This is a genomic window from Pseudoalteromonas sp. DL-6 (genome assembly GCF_004328665.1).
Taxonomy (GTDB): domain Bacteria; phylum Pseudomonadota; class Gammaproteobacteria; order Enterobacterales; family Alteromonadaceae; genus Pseudoalteromonas.
Map to the genome: position 1 here is coordinate 26132 of NZ_CP019771.1, position 12892 is coordinate 39023.

At 41.3% G+C, this 12892-nt stretch carries 8 protein-coding genes; 3 read left to right on the plus strand and 5 right to left on the minus strand.

Features of this window, described 5'->3' with window-relative positions; genetic code table 11:
- The first annotated feature begins 39 nt into the window (after positions 1 to 39).
- Positions 40 to 2058 (plus strand): S9 family peptidase, encoded by a 2019-nt coding sequence (locus B1F84_RS15260; protein WP_131691960.1) that lies wholly within the window; start codon positions 40 to 42, stop codon positions 2056 to 2058.
- A gap of 702 nt (positions 2059 to 2760) precedes the next feature.
- Here the strand turns inward: B1F84_RS15260 and B1F84_RS15265 are convergent.
- Entirely contained in the window at positions 2761 to 4362 is a 1602-nt protein-coding gene (locus B1F84_RS15265; protein WP_008110760.1) for an isocitrate lyase, read from the minus strand.
- A 238-nt stretch (positions 4363 to 4600) separates the two neighbouring features.
- Between B1F84_RS15265 and B1F84_RS15270 the strand changes: the two genes are divergently transcribed.
- A complete protein-coding gene (locus B1F84_RS15270) occupies positions 4601 to 6793 on the plus strand; it encodes a malate synthase G (RefSeq protein WP_131691961.1) in 2193 nt (730 codons plus the stop codon).
- A 138-nt stretch (positions 6794 to 6931) separates the two neighbouring features.
- Here B1F84_RS15270 and B1F84_RS15275 read toward each other — a convergent pair whose 3' ends face one another.
- From B1F84_RS15275 to B1F84_RS15290, 4 genes are all read right to left on the minus strand, one after another.
- Positions 6932 to 7657, minus strand: coding sequence for a YebC/PmpR family DNA-binding transcriptional regulator (locus tag B1F84_RS15275; RefSeq protein WP_131691962.1), 726 nt, complete (start codon positions 7655 to 7657; stop codon positions 6932 to 6934).
- 465 nt (positions 7658 to 8122) lie between these two features.
- Positions 8123 to 8740, minus strand: coding sequence for an HAD family hydrolase (locus B1F84_RS15280; RefSeq protein ID WP_131691963.1), 618 nt, complete (start codon positions 8738 to 8740; stop codon positions 8123 to 8125).
- Positions 8741 to 8978: 238 nt separating this feature from the next.
- The gene (locus B1F84_RS15285; RefSeq protein ID WP_131691964.1) at positions 8979 to 9473 is read right to left on the minus strand and encodes a DUF6702 family protein; all 495 of its coding nucleotides are present in this window, start codon (positions 9471 to 9473) and stop codon (positions 8979 to 8981) included.
- 2 nt (positions 9474 to 9475) lie between these two features.
- Complete coding sequence (locus B1F84_RS15290) at positions 9476 to 11920, minus strand: M1 family metallopeptidase (protein ID WP_131691965.1); 2445 nt, start codon at positions 11918 to 11920, stop codon at positions 9476 to 9478.
- 681 nt (positions 11921 to 12601) lie between these two features.
- Between B1F84_RS15290 and B1F84_RS15295 the strand changes: the two genes are divergently transcribed.
- The gene (locus B1F84_RS15295; protein WP_076920026.1) at positions 12602 to 12838 is read left to right on the plus strand and encodes a hypothetical protein; all 237 of its coding nucleotides are present in this window, start codon (positions 12602 to 12604) and stop codon (positions 12836 to 12838) included.
- The last annotated feature ends 54 nt before the right edge of the window (positions 12839 to 12892 follow it).

Genomic DNA, 12892 nt, shown 5'->3' on the forward strand with positions numbered 1-12892 from the left:
CCCTATAAATAGATTAGTGATTTAAAACAGGGATAAACAATGAAAACGCTTTTAGCTATGAGCCTTATACTAGGTAGCAGCCACTTGGCCGTTGCCAATACCGATACATTGCAACTTCAAGATATATTCAACTTAGAATATGCCAACCAAATAGATATTACTGACGACGGTAAAACAGTGTATTTTGTCCGCAACCGCATGGATATTAAAACCGATCGCAAAGTAGGTAATATTTGGTCTGTTGATTACAGCACAGGACAACTACAACCCTTAACATCTGGTGTATTTATGGACTACTCGCCGGTGTTGTCACCCGATGGGCAGCGCCTTGCGTTTATCTCTGACAGAGATGGCAGTAATCAAATATACATGAAGTGGCTTAAAACGGGTGCTGTGGCAAAAATTAGTAACCTTACCAATGCACCTCGCTCAATCAGCTGGTCACCTAATTCTAAACAACTGGTGTTTAGTATGTTTGTTCCTGAAATAAGCTCACCTCCTGTCAGTTTGCCTGGCAAACCTAAAGGCGCTAGCTGGGCAGACCCTGCTAAATTTATTGACGATGTTTACTACCGTGCAGATGGCAGTGGCTATAGTCAAAAAGGATTTAATCAGCTATTTACTCTTAATGCGAATGGCGGCAATGCACAACAACTCACTGACGATAACTTTGATTACAATGGCGGTGTAAGCTTTAGTAAAAACGGCGAATCACTTTATTTTTCAGCCAATAGACACGCTGAACATGCACTCAAGCCAACCAATAGTGAAGTGTACCAGCTTAATTTAAACACGTTGGAAATCACACCACTGACCGACCGTAATGGGCCAGATCAACAACCTCAGGTCTCACCTAACGGTCAGTACCTTGCTTATACTGGCTACGACGACAAGCGCACTAACTATGAAAATACTCAGCTTTATATTCGTGATTTAAAAACCGGTGATACCCAAAGTCTGACTCCCGATTTCGATCGCAGCGTTGGCCAAATACAATGGAGCGCAAATTCAAAAGGCCTCTATTTTAGCTATGCTGATGAAGGCCAAACCGCACTCGCTTATCAACCTCGAAGTGGTAAACGTAAGGTGATTACCGAACAAATAGGTAGCGTGGCGTTTGGGCGTCCTTATTCTGGTGGTGATTTTGATATTAGTGAAAATGGTGACATTGCATTTACCTTGGCTGATACCCAGCGCCCTACTGATGTAGCTACAATAAAACGTGGCAAAGTACAGCGTTTAACTGATTTAAACTCAGATGCACTACAAACTAAACAGCTCGCCAAGGTTGAAGAGCTATGGTTAAAATCAAGCCACGACGAGTTACCAATACAAGGCTGGGTTGCTTACCCACCGGGTTTTGATAAATCAAAAAAATACCCACTGGTGCTTGAAATCCACGGTGGTCCTGTTGCTAACTATGGCCCTCACTTTAGTGCCGAAGTACAACTATTTGCTGCCAAAGGAAATGTTGTTTTATACATGAACCCGCGAGGCAGTGACTCGTACGGTAAAGAGTTTGCGCAAACTATTCATCATAATTACCCAAGCAATGATTACGATGATTTAATGACAGGCGTTGACGCGCTAATCGATAAAGGTTTTATTGATGAGTCTAAGTTGTTCGTTACCGGTGGTTCTGGCGGCGGTGTATTAACCGCGTGGATTGTAGGCCATACGGATCGCTTTGCTGCAGCTGTGGTTGCAAAACCAGTGATTAATTGGATCAGCTTTGTACTAACTGCCGACTTCTATCCATTTTTTGCCGATTATTGGTTTCCAGGTAAACCTTGGGACCATATTGAGCATTATATGAAGCGCTCACCAATCAGTTATGTTGGCAATGTTAAAACCCCTACCATGCTACTGACTGGTGAAGCAGACTACCGTACGCCAATTTCAGAAACAGAGCAGTTTTATCAAGCCTTAAAATTAAAGGGGGTTGATACCGCGATGGTGCGCATTCCAAACGCTTCACATGGTATAACTGCCCGTCCATCAAATTTAATGACTAAAGTGGCTTACATTCAGTGGTGGTTTGATAAGCATTCGAAATAAAACGTCGAATTATGAGTGACGAGCTATTGTAAGCTCGTTTCTCGAAGCTCGAAGCTCGAAGCTCACAAGTGTAAACCCCCTTTACAGCAATAATGTGAGTAATCCCTTACATACTTTAGCTAAATATCGGACTTAGCTTCAAACTGAGTTGGTAAAAATTCGGTTTATACTAACTCAGCCCCTTTGAGTTAGTAAAAATTCGGTTTGAGTCACTGTTTATAAGCCCTCAGTTAGTAAAAAAATGTTTTATAAGATGCAACAGTTAATAAAAAATCGGTTTATTACTTTCTAAACCCCAGTTAAAAATCTTTAAATTAAGCGTTTATATGCTCAAATTGAGGATTAGAAAGGCAAATCTACCCTTAATGATGAAGAGAATGGCTGTTTTCAAGCTGGTTAGTTAAAACCTGATCTGCTTTTTGAACTAGCTAGTTAAATCGTGATCTGCTTTTAATAGCTTAGTTAAACTCTGATCTATATGTGGTAAAAAGCGGTTAATTTATTGTGCTTACACGTGTCAAAGCGTAATCAACATAAAGCCCTCACAGCCAAGCATAAACATCCTTTAAATTTAATTTACACTTTTAACCTGCACTGCATCCCTGAATAGCTAGCTAGTAAAATACTGATCTATTAAATTTTGCCTTTATGCAGGCATAAAAAAAGGGCCTTGCGGCCCTTAAGTAACACTATCTAGTTGAATTAGAATTGGTTCATGGTGTTAGCTTCACCACCGGCTTTAAGTGCATTCTCGCCAGAGAAGTACTCTTTGTGCGTATCGCCAATGTTAGAGCCTGCAAGGTCTTGGTGCTTAACTGACGCTTGCTCACGACGGATTTCTTGACGTTGTACGTCACGTACATAAGCCAGCATACCTAAATCACCGAAGTAACCTTCAGATAGAATATCAGTGCTTAATGCTGCTGTATGGTACGTTGGCAATGTGATTAGGTGATGGAAAATACCAGCTTCACGTGCGCCATCGCGTTGGAAGTTTTGTACTAATAAGTCTGCAGCTGCAGCAAGCTCTGTTGCATCCATTTCTGGAGCCATAAGCGCTTTGTTGTCATCAATACTTGGGTAAGCGCTTAGATCACGACCTGCTTCTTGCCACTCTTGGTATACTTGCTCACGGAACTTAAGCGTCCAGTTGAACGACGGTGAGTTGTTGTATACTAATTTAGCATCTGGAACTTGTTCTTTAACGCGATTTACCAGCTCTGCAATTTGTTTTACGTGTGGTTTTTCTGTTTCAATCCACAGTAAATCAGCGCCTGACTGTAAGCTAGTTACACAATCTAGTACTACGCGGTCTTTCTCTGTGCCTTCGCGGAACTGGTATAAACCGTTATCTAGGCGTGTAGGCTTACAAAGTTGGCCATTAAGCTTCATTGCCGTTTCGCCTTCATTTAAATCTTCAACGCTGTTTACCGGTGTTGTTTCTAAAAATGCATTGTATTGGCTTGCTAAGTCACCTGGTTTTTGTGAAACCGGTACTTTTTGCGTTAGGCTTGCACCTAGTGAATCGGTACGTGCAACGATAATGCCGTTATCAATACCTAGCTCTAGGAACGCGTAACGTACTGCGTTAATTTTAGCTAAAAAGTCTTCATGAGGAACGGTAACTTTACCTGCTTGGTGACCACATTGCTTAGCATCTGATACTTGGTTTTCGATTTGGATAGCACAAGCACCCGCTTCAATCATCTTTTTAGCAAGTAGGTAAGTCGCTTCTTCGTTACCAAAACCTGCATCAATATCAGCAATGATTGGCACAACGTGCGTTTCAAAGTTATCAATTTTATTAAGCACGGCTTGAACGTCGCCGCCGTTTGCTTTTGCATCGTCTAGCTCATTGAATAAATGGTCAAGTTCACGTGCATCAGCTTGCTTTAGGAAGGTGTAGATTTCTTCGATAAGTGCTGGTACTGATGTTTTTTCGTGCATACTTTGATCTGGAAGTGGGCCAAACTCAGAGCGAAGCGCTGCCACCATCCAACCACTTAGGTATACGTAACTGCGTTTAGTTGTTTTTTGGTGGCGCTTAATAGCCATCATCATTTGTTGCGCAGTAAAACCATGCCAACAACCTAAAGACTGCGTGTACTGGCTTGTGTCTTTGTCGTATGCCGCCATGTCTTCACGCATAATGTCAGCAGTAAATTGTGCAATATCAACACCAGAGCGAAAACGGTTTTGTAAACGCATGCGAGTTGCGTATTCAGGATTAATAGTTTTCCATGCACTGCCTTGTGATTGGCATAGTGTTGCTAGTGTATCTGTTTCGCCTTGATATGTTGTCATAATAAAGTCCTTCGAACGGGTATTAATATTTATTGTTGAGAGAGTGACTACATCGCGTTAGCTCTGTAGCGCTTAATTAAACATTAGGCTTATTTTTTAGATTTAGTAAATTTATAGTTGTTATTGCGGCTATACATATAGTGAATGGTTAAAAAGCACTCAAAGCGACTTTTTTGCGATATGGTAAGTGTACGCATATAAAAAATGCACTCTGTCGGACCGTTTAAGGATTTTAATTATGAGCCACACTCTCACCCACTCTGGACTCAGCGTTGATAAGCAACTAGCTGAATTTGTTAAAAAACAACTATTACCTGGTACCCATCTAGACGAACACCAGTTTTGGAAAAGCTTTGCTCATATAGTGCAAACACTTACTCCGCTGAACAAGTCGCTACTCGCTAAACGTGAACAATTACAAAAGCAGATTGATGACTACCATGTTGCTAATAAAAACGGTGATCAAGCCCAGTACCAAGCGTTTTTAAAAGACATTGGCTATTTAGTTGATGAACCTGAAGACTTTAATATTGAAACCCAGAATGTAGAGCCAGAAATAGCATTGACTGCAGGGCCACAGTTAGTGGTACCGGTTAGTAATGCCCGTTTTGCTTTAAATGCTGCTAATGCACGTTGGGGTTCACTTTACGATGCACTATACGGCACAGACGTACTCAGTGAAGACGATGGTGCAGAGAAAGGGACTCAATACAACCCAGTGCGCGGCTTTAAAGTAATGGCTTACGCCAGACAGTTTTTAGATAAAGCGCTACCGCTTGAAAATGGCTCGCACATCGAAAGCACTAATTATTCAATTGTGGATGGCGCACTTGCTATTACATTACGCGACAGCTCGCACACTACGCTTAAAAACCCTGAACAACTCGTTGGCTATCAAGGTGAGGCACAAAACCCAAGTGTTATTTTACTTAAAAACAATGGATTACATGTTGAGCTGCAAATAGATCATCACCACCCTATTGGCCAAGCTGATAAAGCAGGGCTAAAAGATGTGGTACTTGAAGCGGCGCTGACCACTATTATGGACTGTGAAGACTCCGTTGCTGCAGTGGATGCCGAAGATAAAGTGCAAGTGTACAAAAACTGGTTAGGCTTAATGCAAGGTAACTTAGTTGAAACGTTTAGAAAAGGCGACAAAATGGTCGACCGTACGTTACAAGCCGATCGCCAATACACAGGTCTTGATGGCCAAAAACTGACCCTAAAAGGGCGCAGTATGATGTTTGTGCGTAACGTTGGGCATTTAATGACAAACCCTGCCATTACCGATGTAAGTGGTAATGATGTGTTTGAAGGCATCATGGATGCCATGTTCACCGCAACAGCCGCACTGCACGATTTAAACACTAAAAATGCCATTCAAAACTCAACTGCACAAAGTATTAATATTGTAAAACCAAAAATGCATGGCCCTGATGAAGTGGCATTTGCTAACACTTTATTTGGTATGGTTGAAGAGGCACTAAGCTTGCCGAAAAACACCCTTAAAATGGGCATTATGGACGAGGAGCGTCGTACTTCTGCTAACCTAAAAGCCTGTATTCATGCAGCTAAAGAGCGCGTTGTATTTATTAACACCGGCTTTTTAGACCGCACCGGTGATGAAATACACACCTCTATGCAAGCGGGTGTGGTACTGCCTAAAGCCGCTATTAAATCACAGCCTTGGATCAGCGCTTATGAAGATCGTAACGTCGATATTGGCCTAGCCTGTGGCTTAAGCCACAAAGCACAAATTGGTAAAGGTATGTGGGCAATGCCCGATAAAATGGCGATGATGATGGAGCAAAAAGTTGCACATCCTCAATCAGGTGCAAATACGGCTTGGGTGCCCTCTCCTACTGCCGCTACATTACACGCAATGCACTATCATGATGTTGATGTATTTAGCCTGCAGCAAAGCATTGCCACGCGCCAAATAGCAAGCCTAGAAAGCTTGCTAACACCACCGCTAATGACAACCCCAGAAACACTATCAAAAGAAGATATTCAAAGTGAGCTTGAGAACAACGCGCAAGGCATTTTAGGTTACGTAGTACGCTGGATTGACCAAGGTATAGGCTGTTCTAAAGTGCCTGACATTAACCATATTGGCTTAATGGAAGATAGAGCGACCTTACGTATTTCAAGTCAGCATATCGCCAACTGGCTGCATCACGGCGTGTGCAGTAATGAGCAAGTACAAAAAGTGATGGCAAAAATGGCTAAGGTTGTTGATGGCCAAAATGAGCATGATAGCCTTTACAGCCCTATGGCTACTAATGAGCAAACACTGGCTAAAAGTGTTGCTTATCAAGCCGCTATGGCACTAGTATTTGAAGGCGTTAGCCAACCTAGCGGTTATACTGAGCCGCTACTGCACAGCTACCGCTTAAAATATAAAGCACAGCACCATAACCTAGCTGAATAGCTGAATAGCTGAATAGCTGAATAGCTGAATAGCTGACATTTATTTAACACTAAAAAAGCGCGTTTTGCCTACACAAAACGCGCTTTTTGTTTTATTAAGCGGCAAAATAGCTAAAATTCGCCTAGTTAAAACTACGAATTAATTTTTAATGGTCGCGTTGTGATAAACATTTTGTACGTCATCGCAATCTTCAAGCATATTGATAAATTTCTCAAAGTTGGCAATCACTTCTTCATCAGTAATTTCAACATGCACTTGTGGTACAAAGGTAATCTCATCAATTTCAAAGTTAATGCCTTCAAATGCTTCTTCTAATGCCGTTTTAGCTTTAAAGTACTCAGTATGCGGTGCAAACACCGACACCTTGCCATCTTCGGCTTCTACATCAGTCACATCAACATCAGCCATCATCAGGGCTTCTAACACCACTTCATCGTCGTCGCCTGCAAACCCTAAAACAGCAAGGTGATCAAACATATGAGCAACACAACCAGGTGTGCCTATTTTTGAATCTGTTTTAGTAAACGGTAAGCGCACATCTTTAATCGTACGATTAGGGTTGTCGGTTAAACAGTCAACAATCACCATACAATTACCCGGGCCGTAACCTTCGTAACGAGCGGTTGAGTAATCTTCCCCTGCCCCACCGGCTGCTTTTTCAATTGCTTTTTCGATTACGTGCGCGGGAACTTGGTCTTTTTTGGCTTTTTCAATTAAGCGGCGCAATGTTTGATTTACATCGGGGTCGGGTTCACCACTTTTGGCTGCAACGTAAATTTCTTTACCATACTTCGAATTTACTTTAGTTTTTGCGTTGGCTGTTTTAGCCATCGAACTTTTGCGGACTTCAAATGCTCTGCCCATCTTGTGCCTCTATTGAATACGTTCTGTTTTCGATATTTTACCAATTCAAAGCGTATTGGGCTAGTGGTTCAACATGCTATGCTAAGTAAAAGCAGCTGGGTATTAATTTAAATAATACCCGTTATGCTATTAAATAAATACAACAAAGCTCAATTTAACATAATCAGGGTCTGTTAATCTTTGCGGATTGCTATTTGTTCAAACTAGGGGCAATTTAATCGCGGCGCGAAGTTTGTAACCTAGTGGGCTAAGTCAAAACCGAGCAAAGCTTCCGCGTCCTGCTCACGCCCCTTACCTACATCCATGTAGGCAACAAAGAGTTAATTGCCCCTAGGCAGAACCCTCCGGGCAACGCCTGTTTGGCATTGATGCTGCATTATCGCCTATTTATGGGGAATACCACACCACATAGGCTCTGCCTTGCCTAAATACCAAACAGACTGCTGCAAATTCAACCTTGAAAGGTCAACAGACCCTCACTTTTTCAGCGTGATTGTCAATTAATGTTACCAATTCATCAAACGCATGAATAACAAAATCGGCTTGTTCGGCATACGCGGGGGTCACATCAGGTGCATACAAACAGGCTCGCATTTTTGCATTATGGGCCGCTTGTATATCATATAAATAATCACCAACGTAAATAACATTATCAACTGGCATTGACCACTGCCTTGCAATCATTAATAAAGCACTCGGATCGGGTTTGGCTGGAGCTTCAGTTCGAGTGAGTACCGTTTCGATTGGCAATGGGTTGTGTTGTAGCTTTAGTGTGGCCGCTTTATCAAAATTACGGGTCACAATAGCCATGGGGATATTTTTAGCTTGCAGAGCGTTAACAGCTTTAACAACGCCGGGTAAAAACGTCGCCGTTTGCGCATCAAGTAGCTCATGCTGATGCACTATATTCATTGCTTCTTCACGCATGTAGGGCGAGGGCAATTGCTCTATATATTCAAGTAGGTCTAGCTCTGCAGGACAACCTACTTGGGCTTTTATTAATGAAAAGTTTAATTCTGATGATACTAAGGTTCCGTCTAAATCAAAAATAACACCTTTGATTGCCTCAATTTGCGTTTTCATTTCATTCCTTGCGCTAAATAATTAGCTCATTTTGCTGAGTTTGCTTTACATAAAAGAGTATATCAATAAACGTATTGGAAAGAGCTCAGTCCATTGCACTCCCAGTATAGCTCATTTGATAACACAATAGCTTGGGTTTGAATAATATCTGTTGTAATGGTTCTACGATGAAGTAAATTAACGCGATCAGCTAATCTTTGGTAAAAAAGTGCGCACCTTATAAAAGATGCGCGGTGGGTTAGTTAGTTTCAAATCGCGCTTCAAGCCATGTATCGTCTTGGCTAAAGTTTAACGTTTTAACTTGTCCTCGCCCTTCAACATTTACCATATTGACTTGTGCAGGCCACAAATCACGCAGTGCACCATGACTCATTCTAATGCCCTCAATCTCATCGGGGATCGTTGCTTCTTGGTATACCCAAAAGAACTTACCATCCACTTGTGCACCCACATAATTAAGCGTAAGTGGCTCACCTACTAAGGTTTGCAAAGCAACATGAGACTCAACATATTTAGCAAAGCGTTTTTGGTCACGCTTGTTATTTATAATATCCACTTTGCCTTTAAATAAGTTGCCAACAGCATGCTCTGTGTCATGTAAGTAAAAACGATGCATCAATTCAATATTGTGCGTGCGCTGATTAAATAACACCGTGGTAACGGATGATTTTAATTGATGCGCCATACTCGGCGCAGCAATTAAAAAACAAGCAATAATAAGCAAAAAGCGCATTATTATTGGTCCTCGCCGTTATTTTTTTCGTCTTTTGGCTCGTCTTTTTTCAGCTCAGTTTTAATATCTTGCATGATATCACGGCTTACTTTTGCCTTACTCTTTTCACGTTTGTACACTTCAATACGTGAAGGAATAATACGACGTGGGTAGTGATTATTTTCTACATTCACATCCGCTGTTTCCCAACCTGGATCAACCGTTACTGAGGTGAGCGGTTTGTTTTTGTCGGTAATAATCAGCTTTTGTACATTTTTGTGGTTACGACGCCAAATTTCTGCGGGAATGTAACGCTCTTCTTTAGCGCCATCTTCATAAGTTAGCTCTAAAAGAATCGGCATCACTAGACCGCCCAAGTTTGAAAACTCCATAACATAGTAGTTTTTGTCTTCTTCTAGCGCGCGATCGAGTGTTTTACGCTCCCACGGTTTTAAGCCTTTTAAAAATTTGTTGTACGAATTACGTTCTTTATTGGTAACCGTAAAGCGATCGTTTTCGTCATAAAAGTCGGTCACATCTGGGTTTTTCTCAACCCAGGTTTTTTTACCTTCAGCACGATTACGCTCAACAAATAATGAGCTTGGCTTATTCGCTTCAATATCACGTAAACGTTTAAAGTCGATATCAGGGTTTTTGGTGTCTAACCGTAATTGGTATACTTTATCAAGCGAGATATCAACATGGTCTGTGGTGTAAAACCAACCACGCCAGAACCAATCTAAATCAACGCCTGACGCTTCTTCCATAGTACGGAAAAAATCAGCTGGAGTAGGACGCTTATATTTCCAGCGCTGTGCATACTCTTTAAACGCAAAATCAAATAATTCACGACCTAGAATAACTTCACGTAAAATATTTAATGCTGCAGCTGGTTTAGTGTAGGCATTAGGGCCTAATCGAAGCACACTGTCTGATTGCGTCATAATAGGTACTTGAGTTTCAGACTTCATGTACGCCACAATGTCACGAGGCTCAACCCCCCAAGGAATGGTTGGATCCCATTCACGTCCAGCAACACCATCTAAAAAGCTATTTAAGCCTTCATCCATCCAAGTCCATTGGCGCTCATCTGAGTTTACAATCATAGGGAAATAAATATGCCCCACTTCATGAATAACAACGCCGATTAAAAAGCGTTTTTCTGCTTGAGAATAAGTACGCGTACCATCATCTTGTAAGTCTGTTCGTGGACCATTAAAGGTGATCATTGGGTATTCCATCCCCCCTACTGGGCCATTAACTGACTGTGCAGTTGGGTAAGGGTAGTCAAATGAATATTTCGAATACACTTCCATGGTATGCACCACAGATTCAGTTGAGTACTTCTTCCATAAATCGCCACCTTCTTTAGGGAAAAACGACATCGCCATAACCAGTGGTTGCTCATTCCCACCTTGTTGGTAACCTTTAGCATCCCACATAAATTTACGTGACGACGCCCATGCAAAATCACGGACATTCTCTGCTTTAAAATGCCACGTTTTTGTTTTGTCTGTGCCGGCTTTTTCGTTTTCGAGTGCCTCTTCTTCAGTAACTACAAATACCGGGCGCTTTGCTGTTTCAGCTTCTTTTAAACGCATGCGTTGAGTACTGGTTAAAACTGAGCTTGGGTTATCAAGCTTACCGGTTGCCGATACAATATGATCCGCTGGAACCGTAATTTCAACGTCGTAGTCACCAAATTCCAAGGTGAATTCACCGCTACCTAGAAATGGTTTGTTGGTCCATGCTTCGTAATCAGTATACGCAGCTAAACGAGGGAACCACTGTGCCACTAGGAAAATATCGTTACCGTCTTCTTCAAAGTGCTCATAACCTGCACGTGCACCTACCGCATCTTCTTCAACCAAGTTAAACGCGAAGTCCATGCTAAACTCAACATCTTTACCCGGTTTAAGTGGCGTGTTTAAGTCTATACGCATTAGAGTATCAACAACCGTTACGCGAAGCGCTTTACCATCTTCATCTTTAACATTGCTAATGGTGTAACCCAGCTCATTGTCGTTCATAAACTGCTGACGACGTAAATCACCTAAGCTTAATTTAGCAGGCTTGGCATCCGGTTCGTTTTGTAGGGTACTTTTAAAAGTTTGCGTGGTTTCTGCAATCGAGTCATTTTTAAAAATGTTTTGATCAAGCTGTAGCCATAAATATTTAAGCGTATGCGGTGAGTTATTTTTATATTCAATTGTTTGACTCCCCGTTAAACGACGCTTTTGCTCATCAAGCTTTACATCAATATCGTAATCAACGCGTTGTTGCCAGTAATTTTCTGCCGGTGCACCTGCGGCACTACGGTAAACATTAGGGGTAGGCAAAGCTTCGTCTAGTTGACGAAACTTATCAACATAGCTGCCTTTAGTTTGTTCAACAGATGAGGCCATCACAGAGCTCGCCATTGCCAAAGGCAATACAAACGCACTCAATGTAAATAAATTTTTCTTCATTGTTAATCCTGATCGATTTTAGTGACGCTACTGTGACAAATTTACAGCTAAGCTTCAATAAAATAGCGATAAAACCCTGCTTTTATAGGGTGATATTCCCCACGTTTATGTAAATACTATTTATAGTGTTTCATACCATAAAAAAGAACGCGCATTTCGTCAGAAATTTAATAAAAAACAAAAGTAATTAATACGCTAAACAAAACTGTAAAGGGGGTTTACATATCACTAAAAGTAGAGATAAAACGAAAAAACACAGCTATTTTCATTAAAAATACTAAATAACACAGTTTTAGGTTGATCTTTACTATGGTTTGTAATTAGAATCGCCCACTTTTTTAATTTGAGGGCACTTTTTTAGTGTTTCTCTCAAATATTTTTTGTTCTAACTGGGGTCTGTTGACCTTTCAAGATTAGATTTGCAGCAGTCTGTTTGGTATTTAGGCAAGGCAAAGTCTATGTGGTGTGGTTATTCCCCATAAATAGGTGATAACGCAGCATCAATGCCAAACAGGCGCTGCCCTTTGGGTTCTGCCTAGGGGCGATTTACTCTTTGTTGCTCGGTTTTTACTTAGCCCACTAGGTTACAAACCTCGCGCCTCGATTAAACCGCCCCTAGTTTGAACGAATTTTAATCTGCAAAGGTCAACAGACCCAAATCGTATTAAGTGTGGTGAGTTTATGGATTTTTATGTCCTAAAAAAGCAGCAAAAACTAATTGCAATACCAGCAGACGTGCAAAATTGTAAGCAGTATATTAACTCAGGCTACCTGTATATTGATAAAGTGGCTGCTTGTAATGAAACTAATGCACTGGAAGTATTACATGCTAAAAAAGCGAAAGCATTAAAGTGGCCTTTAACAATCGCCCTTGCTGCTTTACCCGTTATTTTTATTGCTTGGTATATTTTAAGCTAAAGCGATACTTGCATCTTTAATTGCCTTGGGTATATTGGCGCTCTTATGGTTTTT